This window comes from Coprococcus sp. AF21-14LB, assembly GCF_003458885.1.
GTDB lineage: Bacteria > Bacillota > Clostridia > Lachnospirales > Lachnospiraceae > UBA9414.
The window spans coordinates 77168-99668 of sequence record NZ_QRVX01000001.1 but is presented as its reverse complement, the minus strand read 5'-3'; the positions used below and the strand labels follow the sequence as shown (position 1 = coordinate 99668).

General features: G+C 43.5%; 25 protein-coding genes and 2 pseudogenes. All 27 read left to right on the top strand.

Annotation, left to right across the window (positions count from 1 at the left end; genetic code table 11):
- Positions 1-9 precede the first annotated feature (9 nt).
- The 27 genes and pseudogenes from DWX73_RS14240 to DWX73_RS00375 all read left to right on the top strand — a co-directional run bounded on the left by DWX73_RS14240 (position 10) and on the right by DWX73_RS00375 (position 22494).
- A complete protein-coding gene (locus tag DWX73_RS14240) occupies positions 10-399 on the top strand; it encodes a CoA-transferase (RefSeq protein ID WP_278321058.1) in 390 nt (129 codons plus the stop codon).
- Complete coding sequence (locus DWX73_RS00500) at positions 332-1519, top strand: CoA-transferase (protein ID WP_278321057.1); 1188 nt, start codon at positions 332-334, stop codon at positions 1517-1519. The genes DWX73_RS14240 and DWX73_RS00500 overlap by 68 nt, the downstream gene beginning before the upstream one ends.
- 182 nt (positions 1520-1701) lie before the next feature.
- Complete coding sequence (rimP, locus tag DWX73_RS00495; RefSeq protein ID WP_118346191.1) at positions 1702-2169, top strand: ribosome maturation factor RimP; 468 nt, start codon at positions 1702-1704, stop codon at positions 2167-2169.
- A 42-nt stretch (positions 2170-2211) separates the two neighbouring features.
- Positions 2212-3333, top strand: coding sequence for a transcription termination factor NusA (nusA, locus tag DWX73_RS00490; RefSeq protein ID WP_118346190.1), 1122 nt, complete (start codon positions 2212-2214; stop codon positions 3331-3333).
- Positions 3314-3598, top strand: a complete 285-nt coding sequence (gene rnpM, locus DWX73_RS00485; RefSeq protein ID WP_330413350.1) for an RNase P modulator RnpM — start codon at positions 3314-3316, stop codon at positions 3596-3598. Before nusA ends, rnpM begins: the two co-directional genes overlap by 20 nt.
- On the top strand, positions 3585-3908 hold the full coding sequence (locus DWX73_RS00480) for a L7Ae/L30e/S12e/Gadd45 family ribosomal protein (RefSeq protein ID WP_118346189.1): 324 nt from the start codon (positions 3585-3587) through the stop codon (positions 3906-3908). The genes rnpM and DWX73_RS00480 overlap by 14 nt, the downstream gene beginning before the upstream one ends.
- Before the next feature lie 13 nt (positions 3909-3921).
- Positions 3922-6528: a translation initiation factor IF-2 gene (infB, locus tag DWX73_RS00475; protein ID WP_118346188.1), complete on the top strand. Its 2607-nt coding sequence runs from the start codon at positions 3922-3924 to the stop codon at positions 6526-6528.
- Between the two features lie 18 nt (positions 6529-6546).
- Positions 6547-6948 (top strand): 30S ribosome-binding factor RbfA, encoded by a 402-nt coding sequence (gene rbfA, locus DWX73_RS00470; protein ID WP_118346187.1) that lies wholly within the window; start codon positions 6547-6549, stop codon positions 6946-6948.
- Between the two features lies 1 nt (position 6949).
- Positions 6950-7942: a bifunctional oligoribonuclease/PAP phosphatase NrnA gene (locus DWX73_RS00465; protein ID WP_330413343.1), complete on the top strand. Its 993-nt coding sequence runs from the start codon at positions 6950-6952 to the stop codon at positions 7940-7942.
- Entirely contained in the window at positions 7942-8853 is a 912-nt protein-coding gene (gene truB / locus DWX73_RS00460) for a tRNA pseudouridine(55) synthase TruB (protein ID WP_118346185.1), read from the top strand. The genes DWX73_RS00465 and truB overlap by 1 nt, the downstream gene beginning before the upstream one ends.
- A 14-nt stretch (positions 8854-8867) precedes the next feature.
- A complete protein-coding gene (locus tag DWX73_RS00455; protein ID WP_118346184.1) occupies positions 8868-9815 on the top strand; it encodes a bifunctional riboflavin kinase/FAD synthetase in 948 nt (315 codons plus the stop codon).
- Positions 9816-9962: 147 nt separating this feature from the next.
- A complete protein-coding gene (gene rpsO / locus DWX73_RS00450; RefSeq protein ID WP_118346183.1) occupies positions 9963-10229 on the top strand; it encodes a 30S ribosomal protein S15 in 267 nt (88 codons plus the stop codon).
- Between the two features lie 250 nt (positions 10230-10479).
- Positions 10480-12567 carry a polyribonucleotide nucleotidyltransferase gene (locus DWX73_RS00445; protein ID WP_118346181.1) on the top strand — a complete coding sequence of 696 codons (2088 nt, stop codon included), beginning with the start codon at positions 10480-10482 and terminating at the stop codon, positions 12565-12567.
- A 98-nt stretch (positions 12568-12665) separates the two neighbouring features.
- On the top strand, positions 12666-13625 hold the full coding sequence (gene spoIIIAA, locus DWX73_RS00440) for a stage III sporulation protein AA (RefSeq protein WP_118346180.1): 960 nt from the start codon (positions 12666-12668) through the stop codon (positions 13623-13625).
- A complete protein-coding gene (locus tag DWX73_RS00435; RefSeq protein ID WP_118346178.1) occupies positions 13616-14137 on the top strand; it encodes a stage III sporulation protein AB in 522 nt (173 codons plus the stop codon). Before spoIIIAA ends, DWX73_RS00435 begins: the two co-directional genes overlap by 10 nt.
- 21 nt (positions 14138-14158) lie before the next feature.
- Positions 14159-14353: a stage III sporulation protein AC gene (gene spoIIIAC / locus DWX73_RS00430; RefSeq protein WP_118346176.1), complete on the top strand. Its 195-nt coding sequence runs from the start codon at positions 14159-14161 to the stop codon at positions 14351-14353.
- Between the two features lie 12 nt (positions 14354-14365).
- Positions 14366-14751, top strand: a pseudogene (locus DWX73_RS00425) (SpoIIIAC/SpoIIIAD family protein).
- A gap of 10 nt (positions 14752-14761) precedes the next feature.
- Positions 14762-15961: a stage III sporulation protein AE gene (locus DWX73_RS00420; protein ID WP_118346175.1), complete on the top strand. Its 1200-nt coding sequence runs from the start codon at positions 14762-14764 to the stop codon at positions 15959-15961.
- 1 nt (position 15962) lies between these two features.
- Complete coding sequence (locus tag DWX73_RS00415; protein ID WP_118346173.1) at positions 15963-16265, top strand: stage III sporulation protein AF; 303 nt, start codon at positions 15963-15965, stop codon at positions 16263-16265.
- The gene (locus DWX73_RS00410; RefSeq protein ID WP_118346172.1) at positions 16262-16741 is read left to right on the top strand and encodes a stage III sporulation protein AG; all 480 of its coding nucleotides are present in this window, start codon (positions 16262-16264) and stop codon (positions 16739-16741) included. The genes DWX73_RS00415 and DWX73_RS00410 overlap by 4 nt, the downstream gene beginning before the upstream one ends.
- A gap of 12 nt (positions 16742-16753) precedes the next feature.
- Positions 16754-17407 (top strand): SpoIIIAH-like family protein, encoded by a 654-nt coding sequence (locus DWX73_RS00405; RefSeq protein ID WP_118346170.1) that lies wholly within the window; start codon positions 16754-16756, stop codon positions 17405-17407.
- 160 nt (positions 17408-17567) lie between these two features.
- Positions 17568-19158 (top strand): annotated as a pseudogene (locus tag DWX73_RS15350) (peptide chain release factor 3).
- Positions 19159-19280: 122 nt separating this feature from the next.
- A complete protein-coding gene (locus DWX73_RS00395; RefSeq protein ID WP_118346169.1) occupies positions 19281-19664 on the top strand; it encodes an Asp23/Gls24 family envelope stress response protein in 384 nt (127 codons plus the stop codon).
- A gap of 96 nt (positions 19665-19760) precedes the next feature.
- A complete protein-coding gene (gene nusB, locus DWX73_RS00390; RefSeq protein ID WP_118346167.1) occupies positions 19761-20165 on the top strand; it encodes a transcription antitermination factor NusB in 405 nt (134 codons plus the stop codon).
- A gap of 17 nt (positions 20166-20182) precedes the next feature.
- Positions 20183-21394 carry an exodeoxyribonuclease VII large subunit gene (gene xseA, locus DWX73_RS00385; protein ID WP_118346165.1) on the top strand — a complete coding sequence of 404 codons (1212 nt, stop codon included), beginning with the start codon at positions 20183-20185 and terminating at the stop codon, positions 21392-21394.
- Positions 21384-21614, top strand: coding sequence for an exodeoxyribonuclease VII small subunit (xseB, locus tag DWX73_RS00380; protein WP_118346163.1), 231 nt, complete (start codon positions 21384-21386; stop codon positions 21612-21614). The genes xseA and xseB overlap by 11 nt, the downstream gene beginning before the upstream one ends.
- Positions 21604-22494 carry a polyprenyl synthetase family protein gene (locus DWX73_RS00375; protein ID WP_118346161.1) on the top strand — a complete coding sequence of 297 codons (891 nt, stop codon included), beginning with the start codon at positions 21604-21606 and terminating at the stop codon, positions 22492-22494. Before xseB ends, DWX73_RS00375 begins: the two co-directional genes overlap by 11 nt.
- Positions 22495-22501: the final 7 nt, after the last annotated feature.

The window sequence follows — 22501 nt, the reverse complement described above, 5'->3', positions numbered from 1 at the left end:
GAGAAACGTATGTATGAAATTATGAGTGCTGACGAGGCAATACGTCTGATTCGGGATGGTGACTGTATTTGTGTGAACTCCTTTGTGGGGATTGAAAGCCCGGTGGAACTCCATGAGGCTCTTTACAGGCGTTATCAGCGAATGCAGTCGCCAAGACATTTGACAGTCGTTTCCAGCGCGGGATTTGGCGTCTGGGATGAGGAGCGCAATGCGGAAGGATACATTCGAGAGGGAGCGGTAGACCGATTGATCTGCGGACATTTTGGTGCGATGCTGAGTACAAAAAAACTTGTACTGGAAGATAGATTTGAAGCATATATCTTCCGCTTGGATGTATTTCACACGCGATCCGCGCCCAGGCAGGAGGCTGCCGGGAGCGCTTTCGAAAGTAGGACTTGATATTTTTGTAGATCCGAGAAGAGAGGGGCCGGGGATCAACAGGCTTTCAATCGATACCTCTCTTGTGAAATATGTGGAAGTGGACGGAGAAGAGTTTCTGTATTATAAGCTTCCGAAGATTACGGTGGCGCTGATCAAAGGTACAACAGCGGACAGGAAGGGAAATATTTCTTTTGACAATATGTTTATGTCAGGAGATGCGCTGTCAATCTGTCAGGCGGTGAAAGCAAATCACGGGAAAGTGATCGTACAGGTAGATCAGCTTGTAGATACGCCATCTCGTCCGAGAAATGCAATTATTCCGGGGTGTTTAGTGGACGCGATTGTGGTAACAGAACCGGAAGAGCGCAATGAGGCTTATACTGCATTGACAGGAAGTTTTGAGATTCCATATGAAGAATGGGATGCATGGAATGAGAAAATTGATACGGCATCAGAAAAGCCGCTGAAAAACAGCGCTGCAGGAAATATTATTGGCAGAAGAGCTGCAAAAGAGCTTAGAGTAGATGATATTGTCAATATCGGTATTGGAATTCCGGAGATGGTGTCCAGACATGCGAAGAAAAATGGTATGCTGGATATGGTAACGCTTACCGTGGAATCCGGAGGGATTGGCGGATTTCCTGTTTCGGGAGAGGCGTTTGGAGCTATGATCGGAGCAGCCTCTGTTTATGATATGGCAAATCAGTTTGATCTATATAATAATGGCGGGCTGGATATCTGCTTCATGGGAGCATTGGAAGTAGATAAAGAGGGAAATGTGAATGCACATCGAAGTGACGGAGCATTTGCCGGAATAGGCGGATTTGCCAATATTACAGCAAAAACACCTACGGTAGTGTTCTGTATGACATTTAATACAAAGGGCTTAGAAGTTACACAGAAAAAAGGAGTTGTAAGTATCCAGCGCGAGGGAAGTGTGCCGAAGTTTATGGAGCGAGTGAAAAGTGTCAGCTTCTCGGCGAAGCGGGCAATTGCAAATGGCCAGAAGGTATTATATGTGACAGAGCGCTGTGTCTTTCGGTTGACACCGAAGGGACTAAAGCTGATCGAAGCATATCCAGGCGTAGATGTGCAGAAAGAGATTATTGAGCGGATTCCGTTTGAAATAGAAGTGTAAGAACCGAAGACAGGATTAAGCGAAAGCTTAGCAGTCTTAGCAGGTTCTTGCAGTGGAATTTCCGGAATATACTTGCTTTTTGTGCATGAGTGTGCTAGACTATTAATAGTTACATAAGAATTTGGCAGAAGAGTGGACGTGAGTTCACTCTTCTTTTGTGAAATGGGAAAGGAGATTTGAAATTGGCGAAAAGAGAAATCTACGAACAGAAAACAGAAGAACTGTTGCTGCCGATTATTGAGAAGAACCAGTTTGAGTTGGTGGATGTGGAATATGTGAAAGAAGGAAGCAACTGGTATCTGCGGGCGTATATTGATAAACCGGGAGGTATCACGGTGGATGACTGTGAGGTAGTAAGCCGGGCGCTGTCAGAACTCCTGGATCAGAATGATTTTATTGAAGACAGCTATATTTTGGAAGTAAGTTCACCGGGGCTTGGAAGACCGTTAAAGAAGGAGAAGGATTTCCAGAGAAGTCTTGGAGAGGAAGTAGAGATTAGGACTTACCGGGCAATTAACCGCCAGAAAGAATTCGTTGGAGTTTTGAAAGGATACGATAAAGAAAGTGTAACGATCGAATATGAAGATGAGACAGAACAGACCTTTTTAAAAAGTGATATTGCGCTGATCCATTTAGCATTTGATTTTTAGGATATAAGTTATAAAGAACAGGGAAACAAGGAGGAATCATTAATGAATACAGAGTTATTAGAAGCGCTTACTATTCTTGAACAGGAAAAAGATATCAGCAAAGAGACATTACTGGATGCCATTGAAAATTCACTTATCAATGCATGCAAAAACCATTTCGGACGCACAGATAATATTAAAGTCATCATGAATCGGGAGACATGTGAATATTCTTTATTTGCTGAGAAAACAGTTGTGGAGGAAGTGGAAGACGATCTGCTTGAAATCAGTCTTGCCAATGCAAAAATGATCGATTCTAAGTTTGAACTTGGAGACATTGTACAGATTCCGATTGAATCAAAATCATTCGGACGTATTGCAACGCAGAATGCGAAGAATCTGATCCTTCAGAAGATTCGGGAAGAAGAAAGAAAAGTTGTCTATGATCAGTATTTTGAGAAGGAAAAGGATATTGTAACAGGTATCGTTCAGCGCTATGTAGGCAAGAATATCAGTATTGATCTCGGAAAAGCAGATGCAATGCTGACAGAGAATGAGCAGGTAAAAGGGGAAGTGTTCAAGCCAACAGAACGCATTAAGCTATATGTAGTGGAAGTGAAGAATACAACAAAAGGACCGAAGATTCTTGTGTCAAGAACACATCCGGAACTTGTGAAACGTCTTTTTGAAGCAGAAGTAGCTGAGGTAAAAGAAGGCATTGTGGAGATTAAGAGCATTGCCCGTGAGGCAGGTTCCCGTACAAAGATTGCCGTATGGTCTAATGACCCGAATGTAGATCCGGTAGGGGCATGCGTTGGAATGAACGGTTCCAGAGTCGGTGCAGTTGTATCAGAACTTCGCGGTGAAAAAATTGATATCATTAATTGGAGCGATAACCCGGCAATCTTAATTGAAAACGCATTAAGCCCGGCAAAAGTAATTTCTGTTATGGCAGATCCGGATGAAAAAACAGCAAGCGTGATCGTTCCGGATTATCAGCTGTCACTTGCAATTGGTAAAGAGGGACAGAATGCCCGCCTTGCAGCAAGACTGACAGGATATAAGATCGATATTAAGAGCGAGAGCCAGGCAATCGAATCCGGAGAACTTCCAGAAAACTACATGGATATGGGAATGGAAGAATATCAGGAAGAAATGACAGGTGATGAATTTGACGAGCAGTAAGAAGATACCTATGCGAAAATGTGTCGGCTGCCAGGAGATGAAAGCAAAGAAAGAAATGATCCGTATCGTAAGGACAGAGGAACAGGACTTCTTGCTGGATGCAACCGGAAGAAAGAACGGACGGGGAGCCTATATCTGCCCGTCGTCGGAATGTCTTGAAAAAGCAATCAAAAACAGGGGATTGGAACGGTCATTTAAACAGGCGATTCCAAAGGAAGTATATGACGAATTGTGTAAGGAGATGAGTGTGCTTGAGTCAAGATAGAGTGTTATCATTTTTGAGCCTTGCTGCAAAAGCCGGTAAACTTGCAAGCGGCGAATTTTCTACAGAAAAGGCAGTAAAAGAGGGAAGAGCTCATCTGGTATTTGTAGCAGGAGATGCTTCAGAGAATACGAAAAAAAAGTTTCGGAATATGTGCGAATTTTATGAAGTACCGATTTGTTTTTATGCAGATAAAGATACATTGGGGCATGCAATGGGCAAAGAATTCCGCGCATCGCTGGCCGTTGTCGATGAGAGCTTTGCGAAAGGCATAATAGAGAAGCTGAACAGGATGAATGAAACAATTGCATAGAGGAGGCAGACGTATGACAAAACTACGTGTACATGAATTAGCGAAAGAGCTTGATAAAACAAATAAAGAAGTAATGGATGTTCTGAAAGAAAAACAGGTGGATGTAAAGAGCCATATGAGTACACTTTCAGAAGAAGAAATCGATCTAGTGAAGAAATCTATCGGAGGAGCAAAAGAAGATAAATCAGATGCTCCAAAGAAAAAGAATATTGTTCAGGTGTTCCGTCCGCAAAATACACAGAGCGGCGGAGGTCGTCAGGGAGGACGCCAGCGCCAGAATCAGAACAATAACAATGGCAATACCGGAAGAAGAAATGATGGAGAACAGAAATTCCAGAAGAAAGGCCGTCCGGATAATGCACAGGGACGTGACGACAGCCGCCGCGACAACCGTCAGGGAGATAACCGTGCGGGACGTCCGACCGGTCAGGGAAGACGTGACGACAGCCGCCGTGACAATCGCCAGGGAGAGAACCGCGGCGAGAGAAGAGACAATTTCCGGGGAAATGAAAACCGTGGCGAGAAACGCGATGGATTCCGCGGAGATAACAGAAGAGATAATGACCGCAGAGATAATTTCCGAGGAAATGAAGGACGTGACGGCGGACGTGGCGGAGACGGCAGAAGAGACGGAGGACGCCGTGACAGTAACCGCCGTGACAGCATGCCGGCAATTCCGGCACCGGCAGTGGCAGAACAGAAACCACAGCGTCAGAAAGCAAAAGATAATTATAAATCCAAAAAAGAGAAAGATTACCGCAATAATAATGAGGAGCAGGAAGAACGGATGTCCAAACTAAGCAAACCGGGCAAGAAGCAGAGTGCTCCACAGAAACCGCAGCCAAAAGAAGAGAAACAGGAAGAACAGGTAAAAGTAATTACCATTCCGGAAACAATTACGATTCAGGAACTGGCAGAAAAAATGAAACTGCAGCCGTCGGCAATCGTGAAGAAGCTGTTTATGCAGGGCAAGATTGTGACAGTAAATCAGGAAGTAGATTTTGATACTGCCGAAGAGATTGCAATGGAATTTGAATGTCTTGTAGAGAAGGAAGAAGTCGTAGACGTGATCGAGGAACTTCTGAAGGAAGAAGAAGAGGACGAAAAGAAAATGAAAAAACGTCCGCCGGTTGTCTGCGTTATGGGACACGTTGACCATGGTAAGACATCTCTTCTGGATGCCCTTCGTGATACAAATGTGACAGACCGTGAGGCTGGCGGTATTACTCAGCATATCGGTGCATCTGTTGTAACAGTAAACGATGAGAAAATTACATTCCTGGATACACCTGGACACGAAGCATTTACAGCAATGCGTATGCGTGGTGCATCTTCTACAGATATTGCAATTCTTGTTGTAGCAGCAGATGATGGTGTCATGCCGCAGACAGTAGAGGCGATCAACCATGCAAAAGCAGCAGGAATTGAGATTGTAGTTGCGATTAATAAGATTGATAAGCCAAGCGCAAATATCGATCGTGTAAAACAGGAACTGACAGAATATGAATTGATTCCGGAAGATTGGGGCGGAAGTACAATCTTTGTACCGGTTTCTGCACATACTGGCGAAGGAATTCCGGAATTAATGGAAATGCTCCTTCTGACAGCAGAAATGCTGGAATTAAAAGCAAATCCAAACCGCCGTGCAAGAGGTCTTGTGATTGAAGGCGAGCTTGACAAAGGAAAAGGACCGGTTGCCACAGTGCTTGTACAAAAGGGTACGCTGCGTATCGGCGATTGTATCGCAGCAGGATCTGCACATGGTAAAGTAAGAGCAATGATGGACGATAAGGGACGCCGGGTGAAAGAGGCAGGACCTTCTGTTCCGGTTGAAATCCTTGGACTTGATGATGTGCCAAATGCCGGAGAGGTATTTGTAGGATGTAAAAATGAAAAAGAAGCAAGAAGCTTTGCTGAAACATTTATTGCACAGAATAAAGCAAAACTGCTTGATGAGACGAAAGCCAAAATGTCTCTGGATGATCTGTTTAATCAGATTCAGGCAGGAAATGTCAAAGAGCTTGGTGTTGTTATCAAGGCAGACGTACAGGGATCTGTAGAGGCAATTAAACAGAGTCTGATTAAATTATCAAATGAAGAAGTCGTAATTAAAGTGATCCATGGCGGAGTAGGTGCGATCAATGAATCTGACGTAATTCTGGCATCTGCGTCGAATGCGATTGTAATCGGATTTAACGTACGTCCGGATGCGGCTGCAAAAGATACTGCAGAGCGCGAAGGTGTAGATCTTCGTCTGTACCGTGTCATTTACAATATTATTGATGATGTGGAAGCTGCTATGAAAGGTATGCTTGATCCGATATTTGAAGAGAAGGTGCTTGGACATGCGGAAGTACGCCAGACATTCAAAGCATCCGGTGTTGGAACGATTGCAGGCTCTTATGTGCTTGACGGTATTTTTGAGCGTGACTGCAGTGCGAGAGTGATCCGTGACGGTATTGTAATTTTCGACGGTAAGCTTGCATCTTTGAAACGTTTCAAAGATGATGTAAAAGAAGTAAAAGCAGGTTTTGAATGTGGATTTGTATTTGAAAAATATAATGATATCAAAGAAGGAGACCAGGTAGAATCTTACAAAATGGTTGAAATTCCGCGATAGTGAAAAGGGGAAATCTGAATGAGAAAAAACAGCGTTAAGAATACAAGGGTAAATGCGGAAGTACATCGCGAGCTTTGCAGTATTTTAAGAGATGGGATCAAAGATCCGAGAGTAGCCCCAATGACATCGGTTGTAGCAGTAGAAGTAGCACCGGATCTGAAAACGTGTAAAGCCTATATCAGTGTATTGGGAGATGAAAAAGCCCAGGAAGATACGCTGAAGGGACTTCAGAGTGCGGAAGGGTTTATCCGCCGTGAGCTGGCGCATACGTTGAATATGCGAAACACACCGGAGATTAAGTTTGTATTGGATCAGTCTATAGAATATGGCGTAACTATGTCGAAGAAAATTGATGATGTAACAAAGCATCTGAAACGGGACGAAGTATCAGAGAGTGGTTCAGAAAACGGAGATGAGTAACATGTTAAAAGAAATGCTGTGCAATGTAAAAACAGTTGCAATCAGCGGTCATATCCGTCCGGACGGGGACTGTATCGGTTCCTGTCTGGGGCTTTGCCGCTATCTGAAAGATGAATATCCACAGATTCAGACGGACGTTTATCTGGAAGAATTCAGACCGGTCTTCCAGTTTCTGAGTGGTGCAAACGAAGTTCATCACGATGTAAAGGAAGCTCCGGTATACGATCTTTTTATCGCGCTTGACTGTGGAGACAAAGATCGGCTCGGATTCTCGGCAAAATTATTTGATGAGGCACGACATACGTTATGTGTGGATCATCACATCAGCAATCAGGCATTTGCTGAGAAGAACTATATTGTTCCGGATGCCAGTTCGACAAGTGAACTTGTGTATCGGCTGACGGAAGGTGTAGGAATCTCTAAGGAAGCAGCAGAAGCGTTGTATATGGGCATTGTACATGATACGGGCGTGTTCCAGTATTCCTGTACAGCTCCTGAGACAATGGAGGCAGCGGCGGCGCTAATGAGAACAGGAATTGACGCGCCGCGGATTATTGAAGAAACCTTTTTTCAGAAAACATATGAACAGAACCGGATACTTGGGAAAATGTTGTTTGACAGCAGATTATATATGGAGGAACGCTGTATTGCCGTATCATTATCTATCGAAGAAATGGAGAAATTCCATGTGACACCGAAAGATGTGGATGGTGTTGTCAGTCAGCTGCGTAATACAAAGGGCGTAGAACTGGCAGTCTTTTTGTATGAAGTAGCGCCGGGCGAATACAAAGCAAGTCTTAGATCTTCTGATAAGATTGATGTAAGCCTGCTTGCAGGAAAGTTTGGCGGAGGCGGACATAAGAAGGCGTCTGGGTTTAATATGAAAGAGTCGCCGGAAGAGATCATCCGTCTTGTGACAGAGGAAGCACAGATACAGCTTGCGGATTCGGATGAAGAAACGCTACCGGAATCTGGCACAGCGGAGGAAGCATAATGTATCACGGAGTCATTAATATTTATAAAGAAAAAGGATTTACATCCCATGATGTCGTTGCAAAACTGCGGGGGATCCTTAAACAGAAAAAAATCGGACATACAGGCACGCTTGATCCGGATGCGGAAGGCGTGCTTCCGGTTTGTCTTGGGAAAGCGACAAAATTATGTGATCTTTTGACAGAAAAAGATAAAGTATATGAAACGGTACTGCTGTTAGGAAAAAAGACAGATACGCAGGATATTACCGGAACAGTTTTAGAAGAAAAAGATGCATCAGGATTGACAGAAGAGAGGGTGCAGGAAGCGATTTTCTCCTTCGTTGGCGTGTACGATCAGATTCCGCCAATGTATTCTGCACTGAAAGTGGGCGGAAAAAAACTTTATGAGCTGGCACGGGAAGGAATTACTGTGGAGCGCAAAGCAAGGCAGGTAACAATCCACAAGATTGTAATCCAGAAGATTGAGTTGCCGAGAGTGTATATGGAAGTCAGTTGTTCAAAGGGAACGTATATCCGGACGCTCTGTCATGATATCGGTGAAAAGCTTGGAACTGGCGGCTGTATGGAAAAACTGCTTCGCACAAAGGTAGAGAGATTTCAGCTGAAAGACAGTATTCATCTGGAAGAAGTCAGAGAATTGGTGCTTTCAGGAGAACTGGATCAAGTACTGATTCCGATTGATGAAATGTTTTCTCAGTATAGGAAACTGACTGTTTCAGAACGGTATGAAAAACTTCTGTATAATGGAAATGCGCTGCCGGAAAAAACGGCTGGACAGATCAGCACTTCAGGAGAAATCTATCGGATCTATGATCGACAGGGAACATTTATCGGTCTTTATCAGCATGACGAAAAAGGACAGCAGCTAAAACTGCTCAAAATGTTCTGGGACAGAAATGAGAATGGATAAAAGAGGAAAAACAGATGCAGTGTATAGTAGATTTGGAAGACTATCAGGAAACGTGCGGCACTGCAATCACATTGGGAAAATTTGATGGACTGCATCGGGGACATCAGATTCTGCTTCGAAAAGTAAGAGCATATGCTGAAGCAGAGGCACTAAAGAGTGTGGCATTTGTTTTTGATATGTCGGTATTTTATCAGAAAATGAAAAAAGAATATCAAGTGCTGATGACGAAGGAAGAACGCAGGGAACAGCTGGAAGGACGAATTGATTGTCTGGTGGAGTGTCCGTTTACAGATGAGATTCGTACGATGGATGCAGAAGTATTTATTCGAGACATTCTTGTGGGGAAATTCCATGCAAAACGGATCGTAGTTGGAACGGATTATTTTTTCGGCTATCAAAAACAGGGAAACTACAGACTTCTGGAACAGTGTCAGGATAAATATGGCTATCAGGTCGAAGTAGTGGAAAAACTCTGGTATATTGACCGGGAAATCAGCAGTACCTATCTAAGAGAAGAAGTGTCAGCAGGGAGAATGAATGCTGTGGCAAAGATGCTCGGACATCCTTACCGGATACTCGGAACAGTGGAACACGGAAGGAAATTAGGAAGAAAACTCGGTATCCCGACGATGAATGTACCAATCAGCGAAGAGAAACTGCTTCCGCCGAATGGAGTATATGCAGCACAGGCTCATATGAACGGTATCTGGTACAGTGGAATTGCCAACATTGGAAGGAAGCCTACTGTAGAGCAAAATGGAGCTGTGCTGGCAGAAATCCATTTATTTGATTTCTCCGGAGATGCCTATGGCAGCAGAATTGAAATTGATCTGTATGATTTCCGCAGATCAGAGAAGAAATTCGATTCTATTGAAGCATTGAAAAGCTGTATGCAGAAGGATATTGCATATGGAAAGCGTTATTTTTGTACTGCAGGGAAACAGACGGAAGACAGTGAGTGATGTGAAAGTAAGAAAAATAAGGCTTGACAAATAAATGTGCGGCATGTTAAGATGTGCAGGTATGAGTAAGCCGGTGTTCAGTAGACGGATCACTCCGACCGCTGCTTAATGCCAGGTGTGAATTAGATAAAAGGAGGACTTGTGACAATGATCGCAAAAGAAAAGAAACAGGCTATTATCAAAGAATATGGAAGATGTGAAGGTGATACAGGTTCACCGGAAGTTCAGGTTGCTATTCTTACAGCAAGAATCAACGAACTGACAGATCACTTCAAAGCTAACCCGAAGGATCATCATTCAAGAAGAGGTCTTTTAAAGATGGTTGGACAGAGAAGAGGTCTTCTTGCATACTTAAAAGAAGTAGATATCGAAAGATATCGTTCTCTGATCGAACGTCTTGGATTAAGAAAGTAATCATAGAGATGATAAGGAAAGCGCTGGCGGATGCCGGCGCTTTTTCTAATAGAATTCCGGCATAAAGAGGATTCGGTTTTACCAAGAAATTCATATTGTAAATTGCATGTTTTTATTAAGTGTGATATACTAAATAAGATTGTGAACAGACAGAACACCCGAGACCACTGAAAAGCACATTTAGAAAATGTATTTTTCAGTAGTTTCGGTTATGACTGTCCACAAGAAAGAGAATTTAAGGAGAGAATATATGTTTAAAAAATTTGAAATGGAATTAGCTGGCAGAACACTGCGCGTAGATATCGGACGTGTAGCTGCTCAGGCAAATGGCGCAGCTTTTATGCACTATGGCGATACAGTGGTATTGTCTACAGCAACAGCATCAGATAAACCAAGAGAAGGAATTGATTTCTTCCCGTTAAGTGTAGAATATGAAGAAAAATTATATGCAGTTGGTAAAATTCCGGGAGGATTCAATAAAAGAGAAGGAAAAGCAAGCGAGCATGCGATTCTGACTTCCCGCGTGATTGACCGTCCGATGCGCCCGCTGTTCCCGAAGGATTACCGCAATGATGTTACATTAAACAATATGGTAATGTCTGTAGATCCGCAGTGCAATCCGGAAGTTGTTGCAATGCTTGGTTCTTCAATCGCAACTTGTATATCAGATATTCCGTTTGATGGTCCGTGTGCGGCAACACAGGTCGGTATGATTGACGGAGAACTGATTATTAACCCGACATTGGCACAAAAAGACGTATCAGATCTTCAACTGACAGTTGCATCTACAAAAGAAAAAGTAATCATGATTGAAGCCGGAGCCAATGAGATTCCGGAAGCAAAGATGATTGAAGCAATTTTTAAAGCACATGAAGTAAATCAGGAAATCATTGCTTTTATTGAGACTATCGTTGCAGAAGTAGGAAAAGAAAAACATGCTTATGAAAGCTGTGCAATTCCGGAAGAGCTGTTTGCAGCAATCCGTGAGATCGTATCTCCGGAGGAAATGGAAGCAGCAGTATTTACAGATGAGAAACAGATCCGTGAAGAAAATATCCGTGTCATCACAGAGAAACTTGAAGAAGCATTTGCAGAAAATGAAGAATGGCTGCCTCTGATTGGAGAAGCACTTTATCAGTATCAGAAGAAGACTGTGCGCAAGATGATTTTGAAAGATCACAAACGTCCGGATGGAAGAGCAATTGAACAGATCCGTCCACTGGCAGCAGAAGTTGATATCATTCCGCGCGTACACGGTTCGGCTATGTTTACAAGAGGACAGACTCAGATCTGCAATATTTGTACATTGGCTCCGCTTTCTGAAGCGCAGAGACTGGATGGTCTGGATGAAACAGAGACATCTAAGAGATATATGCATCATTACAACTTCCCGTCATATTCTGTTGGGGAGACAAAACCATCCAGAGGACCGGGACGCCGTGAGATTGGTCATGGAGCGCTTGCAGAGCGTGCGCTTGTACCGGTACTTCCGACAGAAGAGGAGTTCCCATATGCAATCCGTACTGTTTCTGAGACGTTTGAATCGAATGGTTCTACTTCTCAGGCCAGTGTGTGTGCATCCAGCCTTTCACTGATGGCAGCGGGTGTTCCGATTAAGAAGCCGGTTGCAGGTATTTCCTGTGGTCTTGTGACAGGAGATTCTGACGATGACTATATCATTTTGACAGATATCCAGGGACTGGAAGACTTCTTTGGAGATATGGACTTTAAAGTAGCAGGTACAAAAGACGGTATTACAGCAATTCAGATGGATATTAAGATCCACGGTCTGACAAGACAGATCATTGAAGAAGCAATTGCACGTACAAGAACAGCGAGATTCCATATTCTTGATGAAGTAATGAATCCGGTAATCGCTGAGGCACGCCCGGAAGTCGGAGAGTTTGCACCAAAGATCCGTCAGATGAAGATTGATCCGGCAAAGATTGGCGATGTCGTAGGACAGAGAGGAAAGACGATCAATGCAATCATCGAGCAGACTGGTGTTAAGATTGACATCACAGATGATGGCTTCGTTTCTGTCTGTGGTGTAGATGCAGAAGCAATGGATAGAGCGATGCGCATGATCGCTATTATTGTGACAGATTTTGAAGCAGGTCAGGTGTTCGAAGGAACCGTTGTCAGCATCAAAGAATTCGGTGCATTTGTGGAATTTGCACCGGGTAAAGAAGGAATGGTACACATTTCTAAGATTTCAAAAGAGAGAATCAATCATGTAGAAGATGTTCTGACACTGGGAGATCATGTGAAAGTGGTATGTCTTGGCAAAGACAAGCTTGGAAGAATCAGCTTCAGTATGAAAGATGTTGCAGAATAATATTATATTGTAAAGGAAGGACAGAAGAAATTTCTGTCCTTTTTTTGTTCTAATCTATACAGCATGTCTCATATACATGGTGTAAAGAGGTGACAAATATGAAAATAGAAAACAGGCAAAAAGAAAAACAGATTTTGAAAATTCTTCCGGCTGTAATTGGGCGTCTGATTCGGGAATCGAAGATTCCTTTTGAAGAATTAGAGGAAATAAGATTAAGGACAGGCAATCCGCTGATCTGTGTTGCGGGGAGTGGGGAACAGATGCTTCCTGACAGGAGAGATCCGCATATCGTAACGGGACAGGAACTTGCAGAAGCGCTGGAGTATGTGAGCCGCTATTCTTTTTATGCTTTTGAGCAGGAAATGCGTCAGGGATTTCTGACAATTGAGGGCGGACACCGGGTTGGTCTGACGGGAAAGATTGTAATGGAGCAGGGAAGGATTAAGACGATGACTTATATTTCTTCCATGAATATCCGGATTGCCCACGAAGTAAAAGGGTGTGCAGAGCCGTTGATTCCGTACCTTGTGAAAGAGAAACGGATCAGTCATACGTTAATCATTGCGCCCCCAAGATGTGGAAAGACAACTATTTTAAGAGATCTGATCAGAATTGTATCGAATGGTTCAGAGAAAGTAAAAGGATCGGCGGTAGGGGTTGTGGATGAGCGCTCAGAAATCGGAGGCTGTTATATGGGAATCGCTCAAAATGAATTGGGAATCCGGACAGATATTCTTGACTGCTGCCCGAAAGAAGAAGGGATGTTGATGCTGATTCGTTCAATGGGACCGGAGGTACTGGCAGTAGATGAGATTGGTTCCCAAAATGAAGTCAGCGCTTTGGAGTATGCGATGCACTGTGGCTGTCGCCTGATTGCCAGCGTACATGGAGAGTCATTGGAGGAAGTAAGAAAACGTCCATTTCTGTCGGAGCTGATTAAGCAAAAGCGATTTGACCGATATGTCATTCTGGAACACCAGGAGCATGCGGGACGTATCAGAGAAATTCTTGATGAAAATGGCGCAACAGTCATAGATGGAGAATTGTTATGTACATAAAAATGCTGGGGAGTCTGATGGTGCTTGGAGCATCTGCCTGGACTGGATTCTGGCTGGGAGATCGATACTATCAGAGAGTTGCTATGCTCCGTCAGTGGCGGAAAACGCTTTGTTTTATTGAAGGAGAGGTAAGATACTGTCAGGTTCCTCTTGCAGAAGTATTTGCCCGTGTCGGAAAACGCAGTGGAAAAGATTGTGGTCCATGGATGCTTTGGCTTTCAGAAGAACTGGAACAATACGAGGGGAAATCATTTTGCCGAATTTGGGAGGATGGTGTCAGAAAATATCTGGAACATACTGCCTTGAAAGCTTCAGATCTTGATCAGATCATGGAATTGGGAAATCAGTTGGGATTTCTTGATACAAAAATGCAGGAAGGATTGCTCTGTCAGGCAATTAGGCGGCTGGATTATGATATTGGGGAATTAGAACGTACGCTCTCACAGAAGCAGAGAGTCAGCAGACTGCTTGGAATCAGCGCGGGTATTTTCTGTGTTGTGATGTTTCTGTAGGAAGATAGAAAGGAGACATCGATGAATATTAACCTGATTTTCAAAATTGCAGCAGTCGGAATTCTTGTATCTGTGTTGACGCAGGTACTTAGGCACAGTGGAAGAGAGGAACAGGCATTTCTTACAAGTTTTGCCGGACTGTTGCTTGTATTGTTCTGGATTCTTCCTTATGTACAGGAACTGTTTGAGACAATCCGAAAGCTGTTTTCGCTGTAAAAGGGGAAATGTATGAATATCATACAGATAGGAATTTTAAGTGTGGCTGGTGTCCTGCTTGCGCTGCAGATGAAAACCGGGCGGGAAGAATACGGAATTTATATTACACTTGCTGTAGGGCTTTGTATTTTTGCGGGAATTGCAGACAATTTAAGTCTGATTCTGGAGATTACCGGGCTGATGAAGGAGATTCTGGGAGAAAATGGCATTTATGTGGAAGTTCTAATAAAGATGCTTGGCATTACCTATGTCGCAGAATTTTCAGCAGGAATTTGCAGAGATGCAGGGTATCAGACCGTGGCAGCTCAGATAGAGATTTTTGCAAAATAACGATTCTGGCGCTCAGTATGCCGATACTTCTGGCACTTTTGAAAACAATCCGGACATTTCTGGCATGACGGAGGAAATATGCGGACAAGAAAATGGATATGGCTGGTAATCAGTCTGACAGTCGCGGTACTGTTGCCGCAAAATGTAATGACTGTTCGCGCAGCACAGACAGAAGAGATTGCAGGATCGGAGGAGGAGACGCCCGTGCCTGTAGATGCTGTTCTGGAGAAAGTGCTGCAGCAGTTTGAATTTACGGAATTAGAAGAACTGCTGAGAAAAATATTTCCGGAACAGCAGATGACTTTCCGGCAGCTTTTAGGGACGATTTTAGAAGGTGATCTTACACAGGCGGGAAAACTGCTCGGAATTTGGTTCAAGGACAGATTGTTTTATGAAATCCGCACAGGAAGAAATACGCTCAAACAACTTCTGCTGTTGGCGATTCTGGCAGCAATCCTGACAAATTTTTCCGGACTTGTGAGGAACCGGCATATTTCTGATATTGGGTTCTATCTTATATACTTGATGGTTATTACGCTGAGTGTCGGCTCATTTGCTGCAGTTCTTGAATCGGCAAAGGAGCATCTGCATTTGCTGACAGAGTTTTTAAAAGTACTGGCTCCAGTGTATGTTTTTGCGGTGGGACTGACATGCGGACTTACAACGTCAGCTATGTTTTATTACATGCTTCTTGTATTGATCTATTTGATTGAACTTGTAGCTGTCCAACTTCTGCTTCCGGTTATCCATGTACAGGTGTTAGTAGGAGTACTAAATAATCTAAGCGAAGAAGATTATCTGTCAAAGTTTGGAGAGCTTTTGGAGCTTGGAATTAAATGGACGATGAAGCTTATGTTCTCAGGGGTGATTGGTCTGAATCTTGTTCAGGGGCTTCTGGGACCGGCACTGGATGCAGTGGGGCGCAGAACTATTTTCAAAGGGATTGAAATGCTTCCGGGAGTTGGAGATATCGTGGGAGGAATCGGGCAGATTGCGGCAGGAGCAGCAGCGCTTATTAAAAATGGAATTGGCGTAGGAGCGGCAATTATTTGTGTTATGATCTGCCTTGTACCTGTGATACAGACAGCGGTGCTTGTAATACTGTACAAGGGGGCGGCTGCGGTCATCCAACCAATTTCTGACCGCAGAATTACAGACTGTCTGAGCGGAATCGGAGATGGTTTTCAGATGCTGCTGAAACTGCTTCTGATGTCAGGCATTTTATTTTTGATTACAATTGCGATTGTTGCGGCAACTACAGGAGCGGGAGGCATATAAAATGAAATATTTGTATCAATGGGTGGAAAATCTGGCATATTGTCTGATACTGATGACAGCAGTACAGCATATCCTTCCGGGTGAGTCTTATCGAAATTATATTCGTTTTTTCTCCGGGCTTATTATGGTACTGATGCTTATCACACCGATTCTTGATCTGTTTGGAATGAAAGGAGAAGTCTGGCAAATGTATCGCCGGGAGGAAGCGCTTCAAATGCGGAAAATGGAGCAGCTGATGGAAAGATATGAAAGTGGTTTTGGGCAGAGTTCTTTGGAAGAAGCGAAGGAGGAAGAGAGAAGATGACATTTATCAAACAGATGAAAGAACGGCCGAGGCAGCTGCTTATGATATTTTTAGTTGGACTGCTGCTGCTTGTGATCTCTCTTCCGGTGGAAGAAAAAAAGGAGGAAATAGATTCGGAACAATGCTTGTCAGAAATAAAAGAAGATGCATATGCAAAGCAGCTTGAAAATAAATTAGAACAAGTACTAACGGAGATGGAAGGGGTGGGGCAGGTCAGAGTCATGCTGACCTTTCAGGAATCTTCAGAAAAAATTGTGGAGAAAGACGAGAACAATACTGTTTATGAGCGTCCGCAGACAGGTGGTGAGATGCCTTATATTGTGCAGGAAGTATTTGCAAGACCTTCAGGGATTCTTGTGATTGCGGAAGGAGGAAAAAATGCGGTTACAGTGCAGAATATAAGGGAAGCAGTACAGGCATTATTTGGAGTTGAGGCACATAAGATAAAAATAATGAAAATGAGAAAATCAAGCTAGGAGGATTTCAAATTGAAAAAATTAGCAAGGAAGAACCAAATTATTGTTACTGGTCTGGCATTGATGATTGCTGCTGCGGGATATTTGAATTATTCTGGGAAATTGTTCCCGGAAAAAACAGATACGGAAGTGAGCAGTGATCTTGCAAACAAGGAATTACTGGATCTCTCGGATGAAGATGCAGCTTTGGAAACGGCTGAGATTGTAAGTCAGGATGGGGAGCCGGAGGGAACACCGGGAGAAGCTGTTTTGACAAGCGGTATCGTGGCGGAAGCAAAGATTGCAAGAGAACAGGTGCGCGCTCAGAATAAAGAGACGCTGTCTGCAATTATTGATAATGCCAATATCAGTGAAGCGGAAAAACAAGAAGCGATCGGGCAGCTTGTAAAAATGACTGGAATCGCAGAGAAAGAAGTGGCAGCAGAAACATTACTGGCATCAAAAGGATTTCAAGATGCGGTCGTCAGTCTGACTGAGAATTCAGCAGATGTGGTAGTTGCCCAGACAGAGCTGACGGAGGCAAACCGGGCGCAGATTCTCGATATTGTAAGCCGCAAAGCAGAAATTGCACCGGAGCATATTGTTATTAATCCTGTGCGGGAAACAAAAAACGCAGAAGGAGAGGAGAAGGCGGAAGAAACATTAGAAGAGGGGACGGCGGAATAGAAAATATTTGAAAAAAAGAAGATTTCAGATGTATTCTTGGGAAAATCCATTGCAGACAGTGGTTTATATATGTTACACTAATAAAATGTGCCGGAATATGAATAAAATTACATAGGAACGGCAGAAACTGATAAAGAGAATGGGTTTTTAGGAGTATATCATGTCAAATATTACAAATGAAATAAAAAAGAGAAGAACGTTTGCAATCATTTCCCATCCGGATGCAGGAAAGACTACCTTGACAGAAAAATTTCTGTTATATGGAGGAGCGATCAATCAGGCGGGAAGTGTAAAGGGAAAAGCAACAGCAAAGCATGCAGTTTCTGACTGGATGGAAATTGAGAAAGAAAGAGGTATTTCCGTTACGTCATCTGTTCTTCAGTTCGAGTACGGCGGATATTGTATTAACATTTTGGATACGCCTGGGCATCAGGATTTCTCAGAGGATACGTATCGTACACTGATGGCGGCTGATTCTGCGGTAATGGTGATTGATGCCAGTAAAGGTGTGGAGGCTCAGACGAGAAAACTATTCAAAGTCTGCGTGATGCGCCACATTCCGATTTTTACTTTTATTAATAAATGGACCGGGAGGCCCGCGATACATTTGAGCTTTTGGATGATATTGAAAAAGAGCTTGGGATCGCTACCTGCCCGGTCAATTGGCCGATCGGTTCCGGAAAAGAATTTAAAGGTGTTTTTGACCGTGAGCATAAGGAAATTGAACTGTTCTTTGATACAAGGAAAGGAACCTCTATGGGTGAGGTAAAGAAAGTATCACTGGATGATCCGTCTCTGGAGGAGCTTCTTGTACCGGGACAGAGGGAGACACTGGAGGAAGAGATTGAACTGTTAGACGGTGCAAGTGCGGAGTTTGATCAGGAACTTGTAGATAAAGGGCAGCTGTCTCCGGTGTTCTTTGGTTCTGCGTTAACAAACTTCGGTGTGGAAACATTTTTACAGCATTTCCTGCGCATGACATCATCCCCGCTTCCGCGTATGTCTGACCAGGGAGCAATTGATCCGATGACAGAGCCTGATTTTTCCGCTTTTGTTTTTAAAATTCAGGCAAATATGAATAAAGCGCATCGTGACAGAATTGCATTTATGCGTATTTGCTCCGGAGAGTTTGACGCCGGTATGGATGTATGGCATATCCAGGGAAATAAAAAAGTGCGTCTTTCACAGCCGCAGCAGATGATGGCAAGTGAACGAAAGATGATTGATAAAGCCTATGGCGGAGACATCATTGGAATTTTTGATCCGGGTATTTTCTCCATTGGCGATACGGTAACATTGTCTCCAAAGAAATTTGCCTATGAAGGAATTCCGACATTTGCGCCGGAACATTTCGCAAGAGTACGCCAGGTGGATACAATGAAACGAAAACAGTTTGTAAAAGGAATTAATCAGATTGCGCAGGAAGGTGCGATTCAGATTTTCCAGGAATATAACACCGGAATGGAAGAGATTATTGTCGGTGTAGTCGGTGTCCTTCAGTTTGATGTTTTAAAATACAGGCTGGAGAATGAATATAATGTGGAGATCCGACTTGATACGCTTCCGTATGAATATATCCGCTGGATTGAAAATGAAGAGATTGATATGGACAAGATCAAAGGAACTTCTGATATGAAGAAGATCAAAGACTTAAAAGACCGTCCGCTGCTGCTGTTTGTAAATAGCTGGAGTATCCGGATGGTAGAAGAAAGAAATGAGGTTTGATTCTTTCTGAATTCGGACGCTCATAGTATTTTCTCTTTGCAAACGATATAAAATTTGTTATAATAACAAAAGAAATGTGAAAGCGTAGATGAGAAGAAAAAGAGACCTTTTCGGACACGCTCTGGACTAGACAGGAGGTTTCTGGAATATGGGAAAGACAGAAGAACGTAATATTTATACGATACAGGCAGATGAGAATATTGGAGAAGTAAAGATTGCAGATGAAGTTGTTGCGATCATTGCAGGACTGGCGGCAATGGATGTAGAAGGAGTCTCCTCTATGGCAGGCAATGCAACGAGAGAACTGATCAGTAAGCTTGGGATGCGGACATTATCAAAAGGTGTCAGAGTGGACGTGCTTGACGGTGTTGTGACGGTGGCATTGGCACTGAATCTGAAGTATGGCTACAGCATTATGGAAGTATGTAAGAAAGTACAGGACAAAGTAAAGACTGCAATCGAAAATATGACAGGACTTTCCGTAGCGGATGTGAATATCCGGATTGTCAGTGTAGACATGGAAGAGGCATAGCATATGCCTCTTATTTGTTCTTGAAACGGAAAAGGTTTCAGAAAGAGAATATAAGCCGCTAAAAGAGGCGGCTGACAGAAGAGGAAAGGAAAACTTATGGGAAGATCAGAGTTACGGGAACACATTTTCAGAATACTGTTTCAGATAGAATTTCACGATGTGAAGGAGCTGGAGGAACAGATAGAACTGTATTTCGAGCAGTTAGAGCAGATAAAAGACAAAGACAAGACATATATTAAAGAGAAGTACGAAAAGATTTTCGGGATGCAGGATGAGATTGATGGTAAGATCAATGAAGCTGCGTCCGGATGGAAGACTTCAAGAATGAACAGAGCGGACCTTGCGATCCTCCGACTTGCAGTATACGAGATGCTTTATGATGAAGATATTCCGGTGGGAGTTGCGATTAATGAGGCGGTAGAGCTGGCAAAGAAATACAGCAGTGAAGAAGGCCCGGCATTTATTAATGGAATTTTAGGAAAATTATCAAAGACAGAATAATCTGGAGACAGAATGCAATGCAGCATGTATATACGGTAAAACAAGTCAATGCTTATATTAAAAATATGTTTACACAGGACTTTATGCTGAACCGGATTGCAGTGAAAGGAGAAGTGTCCAATTGTAAATATCATTCATCCGGACACATATATTTTTCATTAAAAGATGCGTCAGGAGTCATTGCCTGCGTAATGTTTGCGGGCAACAGAGGCGGTCTGGCGTTTCGGATGACAGAAGGGCAGCAGGTCATCGTAATGGGAAGTGTAAGCACTTATGAGCGGGACGGAAGATACCAGCTCTATGCAAGAGAGATCAGGCTGGACGGAGAAGGTGTTTTATACGAGCGGTTTCAGGCGCTTCGGCAGGAACTTGACGAAATGGGGATGTTTGCTGCGGAATATAAACAGCCGATTCCCAAATATGTTCGCAAGGTAGGGATTGTAACGGCGCCGACCGGTGCAGCGGTAAGAGATATTATGAATATTGCATCTAGGCGCAACCCCTATGTGCAGCTGATCTTATACCCGGCGCTTGTCCAGGGAGAGGGAGCTGCAAAGAGTATTGTCCGGGGAATCCAGGCGTTGGATGCTTATGGTGTCGATGTGATTATTGCAGGAAGAGGCGGAGGGTCCATTGAGGATCTTTGGGCTTTTAATGAAGAATGTGTGGCGAGGGCAATTTTTGATTGCCATACACCTGTTATTTCGGCAGTAGGACATGAAACAGATATAACAATTGCGGATTTTGTTGCAGACTTGAGAGCACCTACGCCTTCTGCCGCAGCAGAACTGGCTGTGTATGAATATGGTCAGACAAAGACTGCCATGGAAGAAATCCGCTTTACAATGCGAAAGTGTCTGATGGAACAAATTCAGAAAGCGAGACATGAGAGTGAGCGGTATCTTCTGAAACTTCATCTGAGTCATCCGGGGAACCAGCTGCGAACGAAAAAGCAGCAGCTGACAGAGACAGAGGATCGGATCAGATATTTGATGGAGCATAAGATTACGGAGGAACGCAATCGTATTTTGCTCTGCACGGAGCAGATGAGACGTCTGTCTCCGCTAGAGCGGCTCAGTGGAGGATATGCTTTTGTCAGTAAGTCAGATGGGAAACCTGTCAGAAAAATCAGCGATGTGCAGGAAAAAGACCGGATGCAGATTTACCTTAAGGATGGAATGATTGAGGCAGAAGTGATATCCGTGAAGGAGGAAGGCTATGACAGATAGAGAAACAGCAAAGGAACAGGAGACAAGAACACTTGAGGAAAGCTTTCAGGCGCTGGAACAGGTAATGTCCGAGATGTCAAAAGAGGATGTTTCACTGGAAGAGTCTTTTGCACTGTATCATCAAGGGGTAAAGCTTCTGCAGGAATGCAATCAGAAGATTGATGCGGTTGAGAAGAAGATGCTTCTGTTAGATGAAGAAGGTGAAATACATGAATTTTAAAGAAATCTGTTCAGAAAAAGTAAAGGAAATCGAAGGAATATTAACAAAATATCTTCCGGAAGCAACAGGCTTGCAGAGCAGGATCATGGAAGCTATGGAGTATAGCCTGATGGCTGGGGGAAAAAGGCTGCGTCCGATGCTGATGCTTGAGACTTACCGCATATTTGGCGGAGAGGGAGAAACAGTCCAGCCGTTCATGGCAGCACAGGAAATGATTCACACATATTCGCTTGTACACGATGATCTTCCGGCGATGGATAATGATGAGTATCGCCGCGGGAGAAAAACAACTCATATTGTGTACGGAGAAGATATGGGAATTCTTGCAGGAGATGCACTTTTAAATTACGCATTTGAGACAGCTGTCAAAGCGTTTGAAATTGCACCGCAGCAAAGTGGAGCAATTGGCTGTGCACTTAAGATTCTTTCCGAAAAAGCCGGTATTTACGGAATGATCGGAGGACAGGTCGTAGATGTGCAGTCGAGCGGGAAAGTGATTTCAAGAGAGGTGCTTGATTTTATTTATGAATTGAAAACAGGCGCACTGATCGAAAGCTCTATGATGATTGGGGCAGTTCTTGCAGGAGCTTCAGATGAAGAAGTCAGCAAGGTGGAGAAAATTGCGAAGAGAGTCGGTATGGCATTTCAGATACAAGATGATGTGCTGGATGTGACAAGTACTGCAGAGATACTGGGCAAGCCGATTTTAAGCGATGAAAAAAATGAAAAGACAACTTATGTGACCATTCTGGGATTAGAAGGAGCTCAAAAAGAAGTGAAGCGGCTGTCAGATGAGGCGTTGGCGCTTCTGTTTGAACTTCCGGGAGAAAAGGATTATCTGGATACTCTGATCCGGGAATTGATCCACAGAGAAAAATAGTGAGGTG

What these genes read in the sequence shown, in the direction of transcription:
- DWX73_RS14240 (WP_278321058.1), top strand. Translation starts at nt 10, where the DNA reads ATGTATGAAATTATGAGTGCTGACGAGGCAATACGTCTGATTCGGGAT.
- DWX73_RS00500 (WP_278321057.1), top strand. Translation starts at nt 332, where the DNA reads ATGTATTTCACACGCGATCCGCGCCCAGGCAGGAGGCTGCCGGGAGCG.
- nusA (WP_118346190.1), top strand. Translation starts at nt 2,212, where the DNA reads ATGAATACAGAGTTATTAGAAGCGCTTACTATTCTTGAACAGGAAAAA.
- rnpM (WP_330413350.1), top strand. Translation starts at nt 3,314, where the DNA reads ATGAATTTGACGAGCAGTAAGAAGATACCTATGCGAAAATGTGTCGGC.
- infB (WP_118346188.1), top strand. Translation starts at nt 3,922, where the DNA reads ATGACAAAACTACGTGTACATGAATTAGCGAAAGAGCTTGATAAAACA.
- rbfA (WP_118346187.1), top strand. Translation starts at nt 6,547, where the DNA reads ATGAGAAAAAACAGCGTTAAGAATACAAGGGTAAATGCGGAAGTACAT.
- DWX73_RS00465 (WP_330413343.1), top strand. Translation starts at nt 6,950, where the DNA reads ATGTTAAAAGAAATGCTGTGCAATGTAAAAACAGTTGCAATCAGCGGT.
- truB (WP_118346185.1), top strand. Translation starts at nt 7,942, where the DNA reads ATGTATCACGGAGTCATTAATATTTATAAAGAAAAAGGATTTACATCC.
- DWX73_RS00455 (WP_118346184.1), top strand. Translation starts at nt 8,868, where the DNA reads ATGCAGTGTATAGTAGATTTGGAAGACTATCAGGAAACGTGCGGCACT.
- rpsO (WP_118346183.1), top strand. Translation starts at nt 9,963, where the DNA reads ATGATCGCAAAAGAAAAGAAACAGGCTATTATCAAAGAATATGGAAGA.
- DWX73_RS00445 (WP_118346181.1), top strand. Translation starts at nt 10,480, where the DNA reads ATGTTTAAAAAATTTGAAATGGAATTAGCTGGCAGAACACTGCGCGTA.
- spoIIIAA (WP_118346180.1), top strand. Translation starts at nt 12,666, where the DNA reads ATGAAAATAGAAAACAGGCAAAAAGAAAAACAGATTTTGAAAATTCTT.
- DWX73_RS00435 (WP_118346178.1), top strand. Translation starts at nt 13,616, where the DNA reads ATGTACATAAAAATGCTGGGGAGTCTGATGGTGCTTGGAGCATCTGCC.
- spoIIIAC (WP_118346176.1), top strand. Translation starts at nt 14,159, where the DNA reads ATGAATATTAACCTGATTTTCAAAATTGCAGCAGTCGGAATTCTTGTA.
- DWX73_RS00420 (WP_118346175.1), top strand. Translation starts at nt 14,762, where the DNA reads ATGCGGACAAGAAAATGGATATGGCTGGTAATCAGTCTGACAGTCGCG.
- DWX73_RS00415 (WP_118346173.1), top strand. Translation starts at nt 15,963, where the DNA reads ATGAAATATTTGTATCAATGGGTGGAAAATCTGGCATATTGTCTGATA.
- DWX73_RS00410 (WP_118346172.1), top strand. Translation starts at nt 16,262, where the DNA reads ATGACATTTATCAAACAGATGAAAGAACGGCCGAGGCAGCTGCTTATG.
- DWX73_RS00395 (WP_118346169.1), top strand. Translation starts at nt 19,281, where the DNA reads ATGGGAAAGACAGAAGAACGTAATATTTATACGATACAGGCAGATGAG.
- nusB (WP_118346167.1), top strand. Translation starts at nt 19,761, where the DNA reads ATGGGAAGATCAGAGTTACGGGAACACATTTTCAGAATACTGTTTCAG.
- xseA (WP_118346165.1), top strand. Translation starts at nt 20,183, where the DNA reads ATGCAGCATGTATATACGGTAAAACAAGTCAATGCTTATATTAAAAAT.
- xseB (WP_118346163.1), top strand. Translation starts at nt 21,384, where the DNA reads ATGACAGATAGAGAAACAGCAAAGGAACAGGAGACAAGAACACTTGAG.
- DWX73_RS00375 (WP_118346161.1), top strand. Translation starts at nt 21,604, where the DNA reads ATGAATTTTAAAGAAATCTGTTCAGAAAAAGTAAAGGAAATCGAAGGA.